This window comes from Mycolicibacter acidiphilus (genome assembly GCF_018455725.1).
GTDB lineage: Bacteria > Actinomycetota > Actinomycetes > Mycobacteriales > Mycobacteriaceae > Mycobacterium > Mycobacterium acidiphilum.
Window position 1 is genome coordinate 40,551 of record NZ_JAHCLR010000042.1, and the last position, 17,053, is coordinate 57,603.

At 68.4% G+C, this 17,053-nt stretch carries 19 protein-coding genes; 17 read left to right on the top strand and 2 right to left on the bottom strand.

What is annotated here, in order from left to right; translation table 11 throughout:
• Positions 1–114: 114 nt before the first annotated feature.
• From rho to KIH27_RS17545, 16 genes are all read left to right on the top strand, one after another.
• Positions 115–2,103 (top strand): transcription termination factor Rho, encoded by a 1,989-nt coding sequence (gene rho / locus KIH27_RS17470; protein ID WP_214094235.1) that lies wholly within the window; start codon positions 115–117, stop codon positions 2,101–2,103.
• A 120-nt stretch (positions 2,104–2,223) separates the two neighbouring features.
• Positions 2,224–2,463: a 50S ribosomal protein L31 gene (rpmE, locus tag KIH27_RS17475; protein WP_214094236.1), complete on the top strand. Its 240-nt coding sequence runs from the start codon at positions 2,224–2,226 to the stop codon at positions 2,461–2,463.
• A gap of 72 nt (positions 2,464–2,535) precedes the next feature.
• Complete coding sequence (gene prfA, locus KIH27_RS17480; protein WP_214094237.1) at positions 2,536–3,609, top strand: peptide chain release factor 1; 1,074 nt, start codon at positions 2,536–2,538, stop codon at positions 3,607–3,609.
• The gene (prmC, locus tag KIH27_RS17485; RefSeq protein WP_214094238.1) at positions 3,606–4,472 is read left to right on the top strand and encodes a peptide chain release factor N(5)-glutamine methyltransferase; all 867 of its coding nucleotides are present in this window, start codon (positions 3,606–3,608) and stop codon (positions 4,470–4,472) included. The genes prfA and prmC overlap by 4 nt, the downstream gene beginning before the upstream one ends.
• Positions 4,465–5,124, top strand: coding sequence for an L-threonylcarbamoyladenylate synthase (locus KIH27_RS17490; protein ID WP_214094239.1), 660 nt, complete (start codon positions 4,465–4,467; stop codon positions 5,122–5,124). The genes prmC and KIH27_RS17490 overlap by 8 nt, the downstream gene beginning before the upstream one ends.
• 68 nt (positions 5,125–5,192) lie before the next feature.
• Positions 5,193–6,314 carry a glycosyltransferase family 4 protein gene (locus KIH27_RS17495; protein WP_250150314.1) on the top strand — a complete coding sequence of 374 codons (1,122 nt, stop codon included), beginning with the start codon at positions 5,193–5,195 and terminating at the stop codon, positions 6,312–6,314.
• 122 nt (positions 6,315–6,436) lie between these two features.
• Complete coding sequence (locus tag KIH27_RS17500; RefSeq protein ID WP_214094241.1) at positions 6,437–6,892, top strand: ATP synthase subunit I; 456 nt, start codon at positions 6,437–6,439, stop codon at positions 6,890–6,892.
• A 2-nt stretch (positions 6,893–6,894) separates the two neighbouring features.
• Positions 6,895–7,650 (top strand): F0F1 ATP synthase subunit A, encoded by a 756-nt coding sequence (gene atpB / locus KIH27_RS17505; RefSeq protein ID WP_214094242.1) that lies wholly within the window; start codon positions 6,895–6,897, stop codon positions 7,648–7,650.
• Between the two features lie 64 nt (positions 7,651–7,714).
• On the top strand, positions 7,715–7,960 hold the full coding sequence (locus KIH27_RS17510) for a F0F1 ATP synthase subunit C (protein WP_214094243.1): 246 nt from the start codon (positions 7,715–7,717) through the stop codon (positions 7,958–7,960).
• A gap of 9 nt (positions 7,961–7,969) precedes the next feature.
• The gene (locus tag KIH27_RS17515; protein ID WP_214094244.1) at positions 7,970–8,485 is read left to right on the top strand and encodes a F0F1 ATP synthase subunit B; all 516 of its coding nucleotides are present in this window, start codon (positions 7,970–7,972) and stop codon (positions 8,483–8,485) included.
• Positions 8,486–8,492: 7 nt separating this feature from the next.
• Positions 8,493–9,833 carry a F0F1 ATP synthase subunit B/delta gene (locus tag KIH27_RS17520; protein ID WP_214094245.1) on the top strand — a complete coding sequence of 447 codons (1,341 nt, stop codon included), beginning with the start codon at positions 8,493–8,495 and terminating at the stop codon, positions 9,831–9,833.
• 51 nt (positions 9,834–9,884) lie between these two features.
• Entirely contained in the window at positions 9,885–11,531 is a 1,647-nt protein-coding gene (gene atpA / locus KIH27_RS17525) for a F0F1 ATP synthase subunit alpha (protein WP_214094246.1), read from the top strand.
• Between the two features lie 15 nt (positions 11,532–11,546).
• Entirely contained in the window at positions 11,547–12,455 is a 909-nt protein-coding gene (locus KIH27_RS17530) for a F0F1 ATP synthase subunit gamma (RefSeq protein WP_214094247.1), read from the top strand.
• Positions 12,456–12,480: 25 nt separating this feature from the next.
• Positions 12,481–13,929, top strand: coding sequence for a F0F1 ATP synthase subunit beta (gene atpD, locus KIH27_RS17535; protein ID WP_214094248.1), 1,449 nt, complete (start codon positions 12,481–12,483; stop codon positions 13,927–13,929).
• Positions 13,930–13,963: 34 nt separating this feature from the next.
• Positions 13,964–14,329, top strand: a complete 366-nt coding sequence (locus tag KIH27_RS17540; RefSeq protein ID WP_214094249.1) for a F0F1 ATP synthase subunit epsilon — start codon at positions 13,964–13,966, stop codon at positions 14,327–14,329.
• A 15-nt stretch (positions 14,330–14,344) separates the two neighbouring features.
• A complete protein-coding gene (locus KIH27_RS17545; RefSeq protein WP_214094250.1) occupies positions 14,345–14,788 on the top strand; it encodes a DUF2550 domain-containing protein in 444 nt (147 codons plus the stop codon).
• Between the two features lie 24 nt (positions 14,789–14,812).
• On the opposite strand, the gene KIH27_RS17550 is transcribed toward KIH27_RS17545, so the two are convergent.
• Positions 14,813–15,403: a cob(I)yrinic acid a,c-diamide adenosyltransferase gene (locus tag KIH27_RS17550; protein WP_214094251.1), complete on the bottom strand. Its 591-nt coding sequence runs from the start codon at positions 15,401–15,403 to the stop codon at positions 14,813–14,815.
• Between the two features lie 110 nt (positions 15,404–15,513).
• Here KIH27_RS17550 and murA point away from each other — a divergent pair, with 110 nt between their 5' ends.
• The gene (gene murA / locus KIH27_RS17555) at positions 15,514–16,767 is read left to right on the top strand and encodes a UDP-N-acetylglucosamine 1-carboxyvinyltransferase (protein WP_214094252.1); all 1,254 of its coding nucleotides are present in this window, start codon (positions 15,514–15,516) and stop codon (positions 16,765–16,767) included.
• Between the two features lie 91 nt (positions 16,768–16,858).
• Here the strand turns inward: murA and KIH27_RS17560 are convergent.
• Positions 16,859–17,053 (bottom strand): hypothetical protein (locus KIH27_RS17560; protein WP_214094253.1); only part of this gene is annotated, 195 nt, incomplete at its 5' end.

Below are 17,053 nucleotides of genomic sequence, written 5' to 3' on the forward strand. Positions count from 1 at the left end.
CGCCGATACGGGCTACACCGTTACACAGTCGACGGTGACACGCACTCGGCGAATCCGCTGAATGCAACCAACCCCTCGCGTGAACAGAAACCGACGAGGGAAGAAAGGAAATCCGTGACCGAAACGGACCTCTTCACGGCTGACGGCAGCACCGAACAGGATGAGCTGCCGACCCCCCAGACCACCATCGAGGCGCCGAGCCACAGCGCGCCCGAATCCGCCGACGTGAGCGCGCCGGCCACCGGCGGCGATGACGCGCCGACCGCCCCGGCGATCAGCGCGGAGGCCACCCCCGACACCGGCGCCGTTTCCACCGGTTCGCTGTCGGCGATGGTGCTCCCCGAGCTGCGGGCCCTGGCCAACCGGGTCGGTGTGAAGGGCTCCTCGGGGATGCGCAAGAGCGAGCTGATCGCCGCCATCCAGGAGACCAGCGCTCCGACCGCCGACACCGCGCCCACTGCGGATGCGCCGGCCGTCGGCGCGGAGACCGCCGAGTCCGACGCGCCGGAGGCCCCGGTCGCAGCCGCACCGCGGCGGGAGCGGCGCGGCGCCAGCCGTCAGTCGGGAGCCCCCACGGCTAACGGTGCCGAGTCGAACCAGCCGTCCGAGCCCGCAGCGCAGTCCGAGTCGGAGAAGCCGGCCGAGGCGGACAAGGCGGACAAGTCCGACAAGCCGGCCGAGGCGGCCGCGCAAACCGAGTCGGGCCGACGCGACCGGACCGGTGAGAAGTCGGAGCAGTCCGGCGGCCGACGGAACGACCGGAACGACCGGAACGACAAGAACGACGAGTCGTCCGGCGACCAGCAGTCCAACCGCGGTCAGCAGAACCAGAACCAGAACCAGAACCAAGACGACGATGAGGGCCGCGGCGGCCGGCGTGGCCGCCGGTTCCGGGACCGGCGCCGGCGTGGTGAGCGCGGCGCCGAGGGCGGCGGGGACGCCGAACTGCGCGAGGACGACGTCGTGCAGCCGGTGGCGGGCATCCTCGACGTGCTCGACAACTACGCGTTCGTTCGCACCTCGGGTTACCTGGCCGGGCACAACGACGTGTACGTCTCGATGAACATGGTCCGCAAGAACGGCCTGCGCCGCGGCGACGCGGTGACCGGTGCGGTGCGGGTGCCCCGCGAGGGTGAGCAGCCCAACCAGCGGCAGAAGTTCAACCCGCTGGTGCGCCTGGACACCGTCAACGGCGGCCCGGTCGAGGCGGCGAAGAACCGTCCCGAGTTCTCCAAGCTGACCCCGCTGTACCCGAACCAGCGGCTGCGGCTGGAGACGTCGCCCGAGAAGCTGACCACCCGCGTCATCGACTTGATCATGCCGATCGGTAAGGGTCAGCGCGCGCTGATCGTGTCCCCGCCGAAGGCCGGTAAGACCACGATCATGCAGGACATCGCGAACGCGATCACCCGCAACAACCCCGAATGCCACCTGATGGTGGTGCTGGTCGACGAGCGGCCCGAAGAGGTCACCGACATGCAGCGCTCGGTCAAGGGTGAGGTCATCGCCTCGACCTTCGACCGCCCGCCGTCAGACCACACCCAGGCCGCGGAGCTGGCCATCGAGCGGGCCAAGCGCCTGGTCGAGCAGGGCAAGGACGTCGTGGTGCTGCTCGACTCGATCACCCGGCTGGGCCGCGCCTACAACAACGCCTCGCCGGCGTCGGGGCGCATCCTGTCCGGTGGTGTCGACTCCACCGCGCTGTACCCGCCGAAGCGGTTCCTGGGCGCGGCCCGCAACATCGAGCACGGCGGGTCGCTGACCATCATCGCCACCGCGATGGTGGAGACCGGGTCCACCGGTGACACCGTCATCTTCGAGGAGTTCAAGGGCACCGGCAACGCCGAGCTCAAGCTGGACCGCAAGATCGCCGAGCGCCGGGTGTTCCCGGCGGTCGACGTCAACCCGTCCGGCACCCGCAAGGACGAGCTGCTGCTCTCACCGGACGAGTTCGCGATCGTGCACAAGCTGCGCCGGTTGCTGTCCGGGCTGGACTCGCACCAGGCCATCGACCTGTTGATGAGCCAGTTGCGCAAGACCAAGAGCAACTACGAGTTCCTGGTGCAGGTGTCCAAGACCACCCCGGGCATGGACAACGACTGATCGCGTCGGCCGGCGTTTTGGGCGCCGGCACTGCGACTGGCATAATCGAACCCCTCAGGTTCCGGTTCACGTCCACCCCACGGGCGGACGACCCGGCGACCGACGATCGAAGAGGAAATCATGAAATCTGGCATTCACCCGACCTACCACGAGACCACCGTGGTCTGCGGTTGCGGGAACACCTTCACCACCCGCAGCACCAAGGAGAGCGGCCACATCGTGGTCGAGGTCTGCTCGCAGTGCCACCCGTTCTACACCGGCAAGCAGAAGATCCTGGACAGCGGCGGCCGGGTCGCCCGCTTCGAGAAGCGGTACGGCAAGCGCAAGGTTGGCGCTGCTGCCGAGGCCGCGGACAACTAGCCCCTTCACCGACGCCCGGCGCGTGTTCGCACGTCGCCCGGGCGTCGGCTTGCGTTCGGGGATGGAGGTGAGATGACCCGCAGCATGCAGGCGGTTGATGCCCTGCTGGCCGAACACGCCGAGCTCGAGACCCGGCTCGCCGACCCCGAACTGCACAACGACGCCGCCGAGGCCCGCCGCGTCGGTCGGCGGTTCGCGCAGCTGGCGCCGATCGTCGCCACCCACCGCAAGCTCCAGGTGGCCCGCGGCGACCTGGAGGCCGCCCGGGAACTGGCGGCCGACGACGCGTCGTTCGCCGATGAGGTCGTCGAGCTGGAGGCCCGCGTCGCCGAACTGGACACCGCGCTCACCGACGCGCTGGCGCCCCGCGACCCGCACGACGCCGACGACGTCGTGCTGGAGGTCAAGTCCGGCGAGGGTGGCGAGGAGTCGGCGCTGTTCGCCGCGGACCTGGCACGGATGTACATCCGCTACGCCGAACGGCACGGCTGGAAGGTCACCGTGCTCGACGAGACCACGTCGGATCTCGGCGGCTACAAGGATGCGACGCTGACGATCGCCAGCAAGGGCGACAGCGCCGACGGTGTCTGGTCCCGGCTGAAGTTCGAAGGCGGCGTGCACCGGGTGCAGCGGGTGCCGGTCACCGAATCGCAGGGCCGGGTGCACACCTCGGCGGCCGGGGTGCTGGTCTACCCGGAGCCCGAGGAGGTCGCCGAGGTGGCCATCGACGAGTCGGACCTGCGCATCGACGTCTACCGGTCGTCCGGCAAGGGCGGCCAGGGGGTGAACACCACCGACTCCGCGGTGCGGATCACCCACCTGCCGACCGGGATCGTCGTCACCTGTCAGAACGAGCGCTCTCAGTTGCAGAACAAGGCTCGGGCGCTGCAGGTGCTGGCGGCCCGGCTGCAGGCGCTGGCCGAGGAGCAGGCGCAGGCCGACGCATCGGCGGATCGGGCGAGCCAGATCCGCACGGTGGACCGCAGCGAGCGCATCCGCACCTACAACTTCCCGGAGAATCGGATCACCGACCACCGGATCGGGTTCAAGGCGCACAACCTCGACCAGGTGCTCGACGGCGACCTCGACGCCCTGTTCGACGCGCTGGCGGCCGCCGACAAAGAAGCCCGCCTGCAGGGGACATGACCGCACTCCGTCGCGCGATCGACTCCGCCGCGGCGGTTTTCGCCGCGGCGGGGATCGACGCCGCGCGCCGCGACGCCGAGGAGTTGGCCGCGCACGCCGCCGGCACCGACCGCAGCCGGCTTGCGCTGCTGGATAACCTGCCCGACGACGGGTTCCTGGCGCGCTACGGCGAACTCGTCACCGCGCGTTCCGAGCGGGTGCCGTTGCAGCATCTGCTCGGAACGGCGGCGTTCGGGCCGGCGATCCTGCGGGTCGGCCCCGGGGTGTTCATCCCGCGGCCGGAGACCGAGGCGATGCTGGAATGGGCCACCGGCCAACACCTTCGGGACGACGCGGTGATCGTCGACGCCTGCACCGGCTCGGGTGCGCTCGCGCTGACACTGGCCATGCACCGGCCCCGCGCGCGGGTGATAGGCATCGACGACTCGCCGGAGGCGTTGTGCTACGCCCGAATCAACTGTGCGGGAACCGCAGTGGAGCTGCTGCAGGCCGACGTCACCGCGGCCGGCCTACTCGCCGAACTGGATGGACAGGTGGATCTGCTGGTCACCAACCCCCCGTACATCCCGGCCGGGGTCGAACTGGATCCCGAAGTGGCCGAACATGATCCGGCGCACGCGCTGTTCGGCGGCGACGACGGCATGGTGGTGATCCACCCGCTTGCGGCGCTCGCCGCACGGCTGCTGCGGCCCGGCGGCCTGTTCGCCGTCGAGCACGACGACACCACGTCGGCGGCCACCGTCGAATCAATCACGGCCACCGGCTGTTTCGGTGCCGTCACGGCGAGGTCCGACCTGACCGGGCGGCCGCGGTTCGTCACCGCGGTCCGCAACGATCAACCGAGGAGTTCCGCCGATGAGTAGCGTGTTCGACTGCGCCGACCCCGATCAGCGCGCCGCCGGTATCGCCGCCGCCGTCGAGGCCGTCCGGGCACACCGGCCGATCGTGCTGCCCACCGACACCGTCTACGGCATCGGCTGCGACGCGTTCGACGCCGCCGGGGTCACCGCCCTGCTGGCCGCCAAGGGCCGCGGCCGTGACATGCCGGTGGGGGTCCTGGTCGGGTCGTGGAACTCCATCGACGGGCTGGCGCTGATCGTGCCCGACGCTGCCCGCGAACTCATCCGGGCGTTCTGGCCGGGTGCGCTGAGCCTGATCGTGACCCAGGCGCCGTCGCTGCATTGGGACCTCGGCGACGCCCACGGCACGGTGATGCTGCGCATGCCGCTGCACCCGGTGGCGCTGGAGGTGCTCAAGGCGGTGGGACCGATGGCGGTGTCCAGCGCCAACGTCTCCGGCAGCCCGCCGGCGATCGACGCCGCTGAGGCGAACCGTCAGCTGGGGGAGTCGGTCGACGTCTACCTCGACGGCGGCCCGGCACAGCAGCAGGCCGCGTCCACGATCGTCGATCTGACCGGGCCGGCGGTGCGCATCCGGCGATCCGGCCCGGTCACCGCCGAGCAGATCGGCGCGGTGCTGGGCCTGGATCCGGCCGACCTCATGGACGCACCGTGACCGGCGGGCGGTCGGTGGTGCTGGCCGAACAGCTGCTCGCCCTGTCCGACCGCGGTGCGGGCGTCCCGATGCGGGAGCTCGCCCTGGTCGGCCTGACCGCCGCGATCATCACCTATTTCGCCACCGGCCCCGTCTGCCGGCTGGCCACCCGGATCGGCGCCGTCGCCTATCCGCGCGAGCGCGACGTGCACACCAGGCCGACACCGCGGATGGGCGGTCTGGCGATGTACCTCGGGATCATCGCCGGCATCTTCCTGGCGTCGCAGCTGCCGGCGCTCACCCGGGGCTTCGTCTACACCACCGGGATGCCCGCGGTGGTGCTGGCCGGCGGCGTCATCATGGGCATCGGTCTGCTCGACGACAAGTGGGGTCTGGACGCGCTGACCAAATTCGCCGGCCAGATCACCGCCGCCAGCGTGCTGGTCACCATGGGTGTGGCCTGGAGCGTCCTCTACATCCCGATCGGCGGCGTCGGCACCGTCGTGCTCGACCAGGCGTCCTCGATCCTGCTGACGCTGGCGCTGACCGTGTCGATCGTCAACGCGATGAACTTCGTCGACGGCCTCGACGGGCTCGCGGCCGGGCTGGGGCTGATCACCGCCCTGGCGATCTGCATGTTCTCCGTCGGACTGCTGCAGAACCACGGCGGCGACGTGCTGTTCTACCCGCCGGCGCTGATCTCGGCGGTGCTGGCCGGGGCGTGCCTGGGTTTCCTGCCGCACAACTTCCACCCCGCCAAGATCTTCATGGGTGACTCCGGTTCGATGCTGATCGGTCTGATGCTGGCCGCCGCGTCCACCACCGCCGCCGGCCCGATCTCGCTGAGCGCCTACGGTGCCCGGGACGTCTTCGCGCTGCTGTCACCGTTCCTGCTGGTCGCGGCGGTGATGTGCGTTCCGGCGCTGGACATGCTGCTGGCGATCATCCGCCGGACCCGGGCCGGGGTCAGCCCGTTCCACCCGGACAAGATGCACCTGCACCACCGGCTGCTGCAGATCGGTCACTCGCACCGCCGGGTGGTGCTGTTGATCTACCTGTGGGTGGCGATCGTCGCGTTCGGCACCGCCAGCACGATCTTCTTCGATCCGCGCTACACCGGGGCCGTGATGCTGGGTGCGATGGTGATCGCGATGGTCGTTACGCTCATCCCGCTGCTGCGCGGGCGGGAGGCCCTCTACGACGACCGGTAGTAGCACCGGTTAGGATGGGATTCCAGGCGGTTTCAACGTGCGTTCGGGCATCCGATACGCTCTGCGAGTCGCGCGGAAAATCACGTTGACAAAACACGAGTGACCAGGACAGGGGTGGGGCGGTGACGACACCAGCGCAGGACGCGCCCCTGGTGTTGCCAGCTGTGGTGTTCCGACCGGTCCGGCTCGGGCTGATCTGCGTGGCACTGGCTGCCGTCGCTCTCGTTGGCGCCCAGTATCTGCACCGTCCGCTGCTCGGGGTGTTCTTCGGCGTGGGCCTGGCGCTCGGTCTGGCCAACGCCCTGCTGGTGCGTCGCTCGGTGCAGAACATCACCGCCGGCGACCATCCGCTGAAATCCAAGATGGCGATGAACTCGGCGGCCCGCCTGGGTGTCATCAGTGTCATCGCGCTGGCGATCGCCTACGTCTTCAAGCCGAACGGGCTGGGCGTGGTATTCGGTCTGGCATTGTTCGAACTGATCCTGGTGGCCAGCACTGCGCTGCCGGTGATGAAGAAATTGCGGAGCGCCGCCGCGGCAGGCGCAGCCGGTGACGGCGTAGAAGGGACGGCACACTAGCGATGATCGAGACCACTCTGGCCGAGGCCGCGATCGACGTCGGCGACCACCACACCGCCGTCTGGCCGCTGGTGGGCGTCGTCAATGTCGACACCATCCTGGCCACGTCGATCGCCGCGGTCATCGTGATCGCACTGGCGCTGCTCCTGCGCGTGAAGGTCACCTCCACCGGCGTGCCGGGCGGGCTTCAGCTGTTCTTCGAGGCGGTCACCGTCGGAATGCGCAATCAGATCGAGAGCGCGATCGGGATGCGCATCGCGCCGTTCGTGCTGCCGCTGGCGGTGACGATCTTCGTGTTCATCCTGGTCTCCAACTGGCTGTCGGTACTGCCGCTGCAGTACGTCGACGAGCACGGTACGGCGGCTGAGGTGCTGCCGTCGGCCGCGGCGGACATCAACTACGTGCTGGCGCTGGCGCTGTTCGTCTTCTGCTGCTACCACCTGGCCGGCTTCTGGCGGCGCGGGTTCCTCGGCCACCCGTGGCGGGTACTGAAGGGTCACGTCGCGTTCATGGCGCCGTTCAACCTGGTCGAGGAGATCGCCAAGCCGGTCTCACTGTCCCTGCGACTCTTCGGCAACATCTTCGCCGGCGGCATCCTGGTCGCGCTGATCGCGCTGTTCCCGGCCTACGTCATGTGGGCGCCGAACGCGATCTGGAAGTCGTTCGACCTGTTCGTCGGCCTGATCCAGGCCTTCATCTTCGCGCTGCTCACCATCTTGTACTTCGCCCAGGCGATGGAGATGGAAGAGCATCACTGAGTAAGCCCAACCTCTACAACAAAGACCTGGTAGACCACTACCAGCTAGCAAGAAGGAGTAAGGAATGGACCCCCAAATCGCAATGGGTGCCCTCATCGGCGGTGGCCTGATCCTCGGCGGCGGCGCCGTCGGCGCGGCCATCGGTGACGGTATCGCCGGTAACGCCCTGATCGCGGGTGTGGCCCGGCAGCCCGAGGCGCAGAGCCGGCTGTTCACCCCGTTCTTCATCACCGTCGGTCTGGTGGAGGCCATGTACTTCATCAACCTGGCGTTCATGGCGCTGTTCGTCTTCGCCACCCCGATCAAGTAACTCGCGTCGATGGGTGACATGAGCGCAACCGTTCTCGCTGTGCGCCAGTTGGCGGAAGGGGGCGAGGAGGCGGGCGGTAGCAACTTCCTGCTGCCGAACGGCACCTTCTTCGTCATCTTGGCGATCTTCGTGATCGTGCTGATCGTGATCGGCACCTTCGTGGTTCCGCCGATCATGAAGGTGCTGCGGGAGCGCGACAACATGGTCACCAAGACCGCCGCCGACAACAAGCAGTCGGCCGAGCAGTTCGCAGCTGCGGAGGCCGACTACGAGAAGGAGATGTCGGCGGCGCGGCTCGAGGCGTCGACGGTTCGCGACGACGCCCGGGCCGAGGGTCGTAAGGCCATCGAGGAGGCCCGCTCGCGGGCCGATGCCGAGGTGGCCACGGTCGTGCAGGGTGCCACTGAGCAACTCAAGCAAGAAGGTGACGCGGTGAACGAGCAGCTGCGCGCCCGGGTGGAGACACTGTCGGCCGCCTTGGCCAGCCGAATTCTCGGCGTCGAGGTCGGATCAACGGGACGGTAACGAGAAAATGTCAACGTTCATCGGGCAGCTGGTTGGCTTCGCCGTCATTGTCTGGCTGCTGTGGCGGTTCGTCGTACCGCCGATCCGCAAGCTGATGGCTGACCAGCAGGAGGCCGTGCGCAAGCAGCTGGCCGAAGCTGCTGCGGCGGCCGACCGGCTGGCGCAGGCCAGCCAGGCGCACACCACCGCGGTCGCCAACGCCGAGGTGGAGGCGAAGCGGGTCACCGAGGAGGCACGAGCCGACGCGGTCCGCATCGCCGAGCAGTTGCGGACGCAGGCCGGTACCGACGCCGAGCGGATCAAGGCCACCGGCAGCCAGCAGGTCGGCCTGCTGCGTAGCCAGCTGGTTCGGCAGCTGCGGGCGGATCTGGGCACCGAGTCGGTGGAGCGGGCCGCGAGCCTGGTCCGCGACCACGTGTCCGACCCGGCTCGGCAGTCCGCGACCGTCGATCGGTTCCTGGCTGAGCTGGACGCCATGGCGGCCAAGCCGATCGACGCCAAGGACACTGAGATCCCGCTGCTGGCCACGATGCGTTCGGCCAGCCGGCTCGCGCTGGAGAACCTGGTCCGCGAACTCGACACGGCGACCGCCGCCCTCGACGAGAAGGGCCTGTCGGCACTGGCCGCAGACCTGGTCGCGGTCGCCAAACTGCTGATCGGCGAGAAGGTCGTCACTCGGCACCTGACCGTGCCCGCCGAGGACGCCGCCGCCAAGGTGCGGCTGGTGGACCGGTTGTTGAGCGGCAAGGTCGGCGCGCCGGCCCTGGCGCTGCTGAAGACCGCCGTCTCGGCACGCTGGTCGACCGACACGGACCTGGTCGACGCGGTCGAGCACCTGGGCCGTCAGGCCCTGCTGGTGCGGGCAGAGCGGGCCGGCCAGATCGACGAGGTGGAGGACCAGCTGTTCCGGTTCTCCCGGGTGCTGGACGCCCAGCCGCGGCTGGACATCCTGCTCGGCGACAACGTGACGCCGGCCGCCGGCCGGGTGGCGCTGCTGCGCAAGGTGCTCGGCTCCGGGGCGAACCCGGTCACCGTCGAACTGCTGACGCAGACCGTCGAACTGCTGCGCGGCCAGCCCGCCCACCAGGCGGTGGCCGATCTGGCTCACCTCGCGGTGGCCCGTCGCGGCGAGGTGGTGGCCCGCGTCGGTGCGGCCGCGGACCTCAGCGCCGCACAGCGCACCCGGCTGAACGAGGTGCTCAGCCGGATCTACAGCCACCCGGTGCGGGTGCAGCTGCACATCGACCCGGAACTGCTGGGCGGGCTGACCATCGCGGTCCGCGACGAGGTGATCGACGGTTCGCTGTCGGCTCGCCTGACCGCCGCACAAGCCCAGTTGCCCGACTGACCCCCAGTTTTTGATCACCATCCATAACCACAGGTAGGAAGACGAAGAGCCATGGCAGAGTTGACCATCTCCGCTGACGACATCCAGGGGGCGATCGAGGAGTACGTGGGCTCCTTCTCCGCCGAAAGCGCCCGCGAGGAGGTCGGCACCGTCGTCGACGCGGGTGACGGTATCGCCCACGTCGAGGGTTTGCCCTCGGTGATGACCCAGGAGCTGCTGGAGTTCCCCGGCGGCGTGCTCGGTGTCGCGCTGAACCTCGATGAGCACAGCGTCGGCGCCGTCATCCTCGGTGACTTCGAGCACATCGAGCAGGGTCAGCAGGTCAAGCGGACCGGCGAGGTGCTCTCGGTGCCGGTCGGTGACGCCTTCCTGGGCCGCGTGGTCAACCCGCTCGGTCAGCCGATCGACGGCCGGGGCGAGATCGCCGCCGAGACCCGCCGGCCGCTGGAGATGCAGGCTCCGTCGGTGGTGCAGCGGCAGAGCGTGAGCGAGCCGCTGCAGACCGGCATCAAGGCCGTCGACGCCATGACCCCGATCGGCCGCGGCCAGCGTCAGCTGGTCATCGGCGACCGCAAGACCGGCAAGACCGCCATGTGCGTCGACACCATCCTCAACCAGCGCAAGAACTGGGAGAGCGGCGACGTCCAGCAGCAGGTGCGCTGCGTCTACGTCGCGATCGGCCAGAAGGGCACCACCATCGCCAGCGTGCGCCGTGCGCTGGAAGAGGGCGGCGCGATGGACTACACCACGATCGTGGCCGCGCCCGCGTCCGACTCCGCCGGCTTCAAGTGGCTGGCCCCCTACACCGGCTCGGCCATCGCCCAGCACTGGATGTACGGCGGCAAGCACGTGCTGATCGTCTTCGACGACCTGACCAAGCAGGCCGAAGCCTACCGCGCGATCTCGCTGCTGCTGCGCCGCCCGCCGGGCCGCGAGGCCTACCCCGGTGACGTGTTCTACCTGCACTCCCGGCTGCTGGAGCGCTGCGCGAAGCTCTCCGACGAGCTCGGTGGTGGTTCGCTGACCGGTCTGCCGATCATCGAGACCAAGGCCAACGACATCTCGGCCTACATCCCGACCAACGTCATCTCGATCACCGACGGTCAGTGCTTCCTGGAGACCGACCTGTTCAACCAGGGTGTCCGGCCGGCCATCAACGTCGGTGTGTCGGTGTCGCGTGTCGGTGGCGCCGCGCAGATCAAGGCGATGAAAGAGGTTGCCGGGTCGCTGCGTCTGGACCTGTCGCAGTACCGCGAGCTGGAGGCGTTCGCCGCCTTCGCCTCCGACCTGGACGCCACCTCCAAGGCACAGCTGGAGCGCGGCGCGCGCCTGGTCGAACTGCTCAAGCAGCCGCAGTACGCGCCGATGCCGGTCGAGGACCAGGTCGTCGCAGTCTTCCTGGGCACCGGCGGGTACCTGGACTCGGTCCCGGTCGAGGACATCGGCCGGTTCGAGTCGGAGTTCCTGGACCACCTGAAGGCCTCGCAGGCCGACATCCTGTCCGGCATCCGCGAGTCGAAGAAGCTCTCCGAGGAGGCCGAGCAGAAGCTGATCGACGTCATCGGCCAGTTCAAGAAGGGTTTCGCGGCGTCCGACGGCAGCTCAGTGGTGCCCGAGGAGCATGTCGCGGCGCTCGACGAGGACAAGCTCGGCAAGGAAGCGGTGCAGGTCCGCAAGCCCGCACCGGCCAAGAAGTAAGCGCCGGGACGTCAGATGGCTGCCACACTTCGTGAGCTGCGAGGGCGTATCCGCTCCGCCGGGTCGATCAAGAAGATCACCAAGGCCCAGGAGCTGATCGCCACCTCGCGCATCGGCCGGGCGCAGGCCCGGCTGGAATCGGCCCGGCCGTACGCCGACGGGATCACCCGGATGCTGACCACGCTGGCCGCCGAGGCCGCGCTGGACCACCCGCTGTTGGTGGAGCGTCCGGCGCCCAAGCGGGCTGGCGTGCTGGTGGTGTCCTCCGACCGCGGGCTGTGCGGCGGGTACAACGCCAACATCTTCCGGCGGTCCGAGGAACTGTTCTCGCTGCTGCGGTCCGAGGGCAAGACGCCGGTGCTCTACGTCGTCGGGCGCAAGGCGCTGAGCTACTACACCTTCCGGAACTGGGAGGTGACGAAATCGTGGACCGGGTTCTCTGAGCGGCCGACCTACGAGGACGCCGCCGGCATCGCCTCCACGCTGGTGGAGACGTTCCTGGCCGGAGCCGAAGGCGACATCGACGGCCTGGCCGGCGTCGACGAACTGCACGTCGTCTCGACGGAGTTCAAGTCGATGCTGTCCCAGTCCGCCGAAGCCCGTCGGATCGCACCGATGGTGGTGGAGTACGTGGGCGAGGAGGAGACCGGCCCGCGCACGCTGTACTCGTTCGAGCCGGACGCCACCACGCTGTTCGAATCGCTGCTGCCGCGGTATCTGACGACCCGCGTGTACGCCGCCCTGTTGGACTCCGCCGCCTCGGAACTGGCCTCGCGCCAGCGGGCGATGAAGTCGGCGACCGACAACGCCGACGATCTGATCAAGGCGCTGACGCTCGAGGCCAACCGCGAGCGGCAGGCGCAGATCACCCAGGAAATCAGCGAAATCGTCGGCGGCGCGAACGCGCTGGCCGACGCCAGGTAGGACCGGTAAGGAAAGCGAAAAGATTATGACTGTTACTGCTGACCAGGGCAGCAAGGCCGGTACCGACCTCACCGGTCGCGTGGTGCGGATCACCGGACCGGTCGTCGACGTTGAGTTCCCGCGCGGCGCGGTGCCCGAGTTGTTCAACGCGCTGCACGCCGAGGTGACCTTCGCCGAGCTGGCCAAGACCCTGACGCTCGAGGTCGCCCAGCACCTGGGTGACAACCTGGTGCGCTGCATCTCGATGCAGCCCACTGACGGCCTGGTGCGCGGCGTGCCGGTGAGCGACACCGGCAAGGCGATCTCGGTGCCGGTCGGTCACGAGGTCAAGGGCCACGTGTTCAACGCGCTCGGTCACTGCCTGGACAAGCCCGGTTACGGCGAGGACCTCGAGCACTGGGGCATCCACCGCAAGCCGCCGGCCTTCGACGCGCTGGAGCCGCGGACTGAGATGCTGGAGACCGGCCTGAAGGTCGTCGACCTGCTGACCCCGTACGTGCGTGGCGGCAAGATCGCCCTGTTCGGCGGTGCCGGCGTGGGTAAGACGGTGCTGATCCAGGAGATGATCAACCGTATCGCCCGCAACTTCGGTGGTACGTCGGTCTTCGCCGGTGTCGGTGAGCGCACCCGTGAGGGCAACGACCTGTGGGTCGAGCTTGAGGACGCGAACGTGCTCAAGGACACGGCCTTGGTGTTCGGCCAGATGGACGAGCCGCCGGGCACCCGTATGCGGGTGGCGCTGTCGGCCCTGACCATGGCCGAGTGGTTCCGCGACGAGGCGAACCAGGACGTGCTGCTGTTCATCGACAACATCTTCCGGTTCACCCAGGCCGGTTCCGAGGTTTCGACCCTGCTGGGCCGCATGCCCTCGGCGGTGGGTTACCAGCCGACGCTGGCCGACGAGATGGGTGAGCTGCAGGAGCGGATCACCTCGACCCGCGGCCGGTCGATCACCTCGATGCAGGCCGTGTACGTGCCCGCCGACGACTACACCGACCCGGCGCCGGCGACCACGTTCGCCCACCTCGACGCGACCACCGAGCTTTCCCGTGCGGTGTTCTCCAAGGGCATCTTCCCGGCGGTGGACCCGCTGGCGTCGAGCTCGACGATCCTGGACCCGGGCGTGGTCGGCGACGAGCACTACCGCGTCGCGCAGGAGGTCATCCGGATCCTGCAGCGCTACAAGGACCTGCAGGACATCATCGCCATCCTCGGTATCGACGAGCTGTCCGAGGAGGACAAGCAGCTGGTCGGCCGGGCGCGGCGGATCGAGCGGTTCCTGAGCCAGAACATGATGGCGGCCGAGCAGTTCACCGGCCAGCCGGGTTCGACGGTGCCGCTGAAGGAGACCATCGACGCCTTCGACCGGCTGACCAAGGGCGAGTTCGACCACCTGCCCGAGCAGGCGTTCTTCCTCATCGGCGGCCTCGACGACTTGGCCAAGAAGGCCGAGAGCCTGGGCGCCAAGCTGTGATCGGTGTTCTTCTGCCGGCGAAAGGCGGTGAGTAATGGCCGACTTCGACGTCGACATCGTCGCAGTCGATCGCAAGGTCTGGTCGGGTAAGGCGACGTTCGTCTTCACCCGCACCACCGTTGGTGAGATCGGCATCATGCCCCGGCACATCCCCCTGGTGGCCGAACTGGTGGCGGACGCACTGGTGCGGGTCGACCGGGTCGAGGACGGCGAGCTCCGGCTCGCCGTGCACGGCGGGTTCCTGTCTGTGACCGAGGAGGGTGTCAGCATCCTGGCCGAGTCCGTGGACTTCGCCGCGGAGATCGACGAGGCGACTGCGCGGCACGACGCGCAGTCCGGCGACCCGAAGCTTGCCGCGCAGGGCCGCGCCAGGCTGCGCGCCCTGGGTGTGATCGACTAGCAGGACATTGAGTCGATGAGCGCCACCACGATCTCGATGGTCGTGCTCATCACCGTGCTTCTTGGTGCCGTCCTGGTGCTGAGCTTCCGGCTGTGGAAGCTGCGCCAGGGCGGCACCGCTGCAATCATGCGAGACCTGCCGGCGGACGGCGGCCACGGCTGGCGGCACGGCGTAATCCGCTATCGCGGTGGGGAAGCCGCGTTTTATCGACTGTCGAGCGTGCGACTCTGGCCGGATCGGCGGCTGAGCCGGCGCGGCGTCGAGGTGGTCGCCCGGCGCGCCCCCCGCGGGGATGAGTTCGACATCATGACCGACGAGGTCGTCGTGCTGGAACTGCGCGACGCGACCCAGGAGCGCCGGACCGGCTCGGAGATCGCGATGGACCGCGGCGCCCGGTCGGCATTCCTGTCCTGGCTGGAGGCACGGCCATCACCACGGGCGCGCAACCGTAACGTCTGACGCGACGAATCTCGTTGGCGCAGATCACTTCCCGGGACGATCGGTCCGTTCCCCGCCCGGCTGCCACAGCACGTCACCACCGGGATTCGCCAGTCGGCACAGCACGAACATCAGGTCGGACAGGCGATTGAGGTACTTGGCCGGCAGGACGCTGACACCGTCCGGATGAGCCTCGACGGCCGCCCAGGCTGACCGCTCGGCACGACGCACCGCCGTGCGTGCGACATGCAGCAGCGCCGACAGCGGGGAGCCGCCGGGCAGGATGAACGAATTCAGCGGCGAGAGTCGCGCGTTGTACTCGTCACACCACTGCTCAAGCCGGTCGACGTAGTCCTGGGTAACCCGCAGCGGTGGGTACTTGGGGTTCTCGACCACCGGGGTCGCCAGGTCGGCGCCGGCGTCGAACATCTCGTTCTGGATGCGCAGCAGCGTGGCGCGGACGTCGTCGTCGGGACCGCCCAGTGCGATGGCCGCCCCGATCGCGGCGTTCGCCTCCTCGATGTCGGCATAACCGACCAGCCGAGGGTCGGTCTTGGGGACCCGGGAGAAGTCGCTCAGGCCGGTCGTCCCGTCGTCACCGGTGCGGGTGTAGACGCGTGTGATGTGCACTCCCATGGCGTAAACCGTACCGGTGCCCCAGTTGGCGGATCCGCGGCCGCCCGCTGATCCGGTAAGGCGGCGGGTTTTGACCGGACGGGCCCGGCACGCTTACTACACTGGCGCGCGTGAGTGAGCATTTCGTTGTCACCGGCGGCAATCGGTTGTCCGGTGAGGTCGCCGTCGGGGGTGCCAAGAACAGCGTGCTCAAGTTGATGGCGGCCGCCCTGCTGGCAGAGGGCACCAGCACCATCACCAACTGCCCGGACATCCTGGACGTGCCGCTGATGGCGGAGGTGCTGCGCGGCCTGGGGGCGACGGTCGAACTCGACGGCACCACCGTGCGGATCAACTCGCCGGACGAGCCCAAGTACGACGCCGATTTCGCGGCCGTGCGGCAATTCCGCGCGTCGGTGTGTGTGCTGGGGCCACTGGTGGGCCGGTGCCTGCGGGCCAAGGTGGCTCTGCCGGGCGGCGACGCGATCGGGTCGCGTCCGTTGGACATGCACCAGGCCGGCCTGCGGCAGCTCGGGGCAACCTGCAACATCGAACACGGATGTGTTGTCGCCCAAGCGGATTCACTGCACGGTGCGGAGATCCAACTGGAATTCCCATCGGTCGGCGCGACCGAGAACATCCTGATGGCCGCGGTGCTCGCCGAGGGGGTCACCACGATCCACAATGCCGCCCGGGAGCCGGACGTCGTCGATCTGTGCACGATGCTCAACCAGATGGGGGCGCAGATCGAGGGTGCCGGCTCCCCGACGCTGACGATCACCGGCGTGCCCCGACTGCATCCGACCGAGCACGAGGTGATCGGTGACCGTATCGTCGCCGCCACCTGGGCGATCGCGGCGGTGATGACCCGCGGTGACATCTCGGTGACCGGCGTCGATCCGGCGCACCTGCAACTGGTCCTGCACAAACTGCATGACGCCGGCGCGACTGTCACCCAGTCCGACCACGGATTCCGGGTGGCTCAATACGAGCGCCCCAAGGCGGTCAACGTGGCGACGCTGCCGTTCCCGGGCTTCCCGACCGACCTGCAGCCGATGGCGATCGGTCTGGCCGCGATCGCCGATGGCACCTCGATGATCACCGAGAACGTGTTCGAGGCCAGGTTCCGGTTCGTGGAGGAGATGATCCGCCTGGGCGCCGATGCGCGGACCGACGGACACCACGCGGTGGTGCGCGGTCTGCCGCAGCTGTCGAGTGCCCCGGTGTGGGCCTCGGACATCCGGGCTGGCGCAGGTCTGGTGCTTGCGGGCCTGGTCGCAGACGGTGAGACCGAGGTTTACGACGTCTACCACATCGACCGCGGGTACCCGCTCTTCGTGGAAAACCTGGCCGGTCTCGGGGCCGAAATCGAGCGTGTAAGATAGGGTTCCTGAGTCGGTGACAAGCGCAAGCGAAGGCCACTGACTCGCCCCGACCAGGCGATTTGACGCGGGACACGCGATCGACATAGACTGGTCAGGTTGCCCCAAAACGGCCAAAAAAGCCGCAGGGCGTGTTGTTTGAGAACTCAATAGTGTGTTTGGTGGTTTTTGTTTGTTGTTGTTTTTTGCCACATTCTTGACGCCCCGTGTTGGGGGTGTGGTGTTTTTGGATGTCAGTTTTTGACTGATGTTTTTGGTTCAGATTGCTCTGAAACAGTTTTTGTTTGGA

Bases quoted from the DNA above. Each gene is read 5' to 3' on its own strand.
- rpmE (WP_214094236.1), top strand. From the start codon at position 2,224: ATGAAATCTGGCATTCACCCGACCTACCACGAGACCACCGTGGTCTGC.
- prfA (WP_214094237.1), top strand. From the start codon at position 2,536: ATGACCCGCAGCATGCAGGCGGTTGATGCCCTGCTGGCCGAACACGCC.
- prmC (WP_214094238.1), top strand. From the start codon at position 3,606: ATGACCGCACTCCGTCGCGCGATCGACTCCGCCGCGGCGGTTTTCGCC.
- KIH27_RS17490 (WP_214094239.1), top strand. From the start codon at position 4,465: ATGAGTAGCGTGTTCGACTGCGCCGACCCCGATCAGCGCGCCGCCGGT.
- KIH27_RS17495 (WP_250150314.1), top strand. From the start codon at position 5,193: ATGCGGGAGCTCGCCCTGGTCGGCCTGACCGCCGCGATCATCACCTAT.
- atpB (WP_214094242.1), top strand. From the start codon at position 6,895: ATGATCGAGACCACTCTGGCCGAGGCCGCGATCGACGTCGGCGACCAC.
- KIH27_RS17510 (WP_214094243.1), top strand. From the start codon at position 7,715: ATGGACCCCCAAATCGCAATGGGTGCCCTCATCGGCGGTGGCCTGATC.
- KIH27_RS17515 (WP_214094244.1), top strand. From the start codon at position 7,970: ATGGGTGACATGAGCGCAACCGTTCTCGCTGTGCGCCAGTTGGCGGAA.
- KIH27_RS17520 (WP_214094245.1), top strand. From the start codon at position 8,493: ATGTCAACGTTCATCGGGCAGCTGGTTGGCTTCGCCGTCATTGTCTGG.
- atpA (WP_214094246.1), top strand. From the start codon at position 9,885: ATGGCAGAGTTGACCATCTCCGCTGACGACATCCAGGGGGCGATCGAG.
- KIH27_RS17530 (WP_214094247.1), top strand. From the start codon at position 11,547: ATGGCTGCCACACTTCGTGAGCTGCGAGGGCGTATCCGCTCCGCCGGG.
- atpD (WP_214094248.1), top strand. From the start codon at position 12,481: ATGACTGTTACTGCTGACCAGGGCAGCAAGGCCGGTACCGACCTCACC.
- KIH27_RS17540 (WP_214094249.1), top strand. From the start codon at position 13,964: ATGGCCGACTTCGACGTCGACATCGTCGCAGTCGATCGCAAGGTCTGG.
- KIH27_RS17545 (WP_214094250.1), top strand. From the start codon at position 14,345: ATGAGCGCCACCACGATCTCGATGGTCGTGCTCATCACCGTGCTTCTT.
- KIH27_RS17550 (WP_214094251.1), bottom strand. From the start codon at position 15,403: ATGGGAGTGCACATCACACGCGTCTACACCCGCACCGGTGACGACGGG.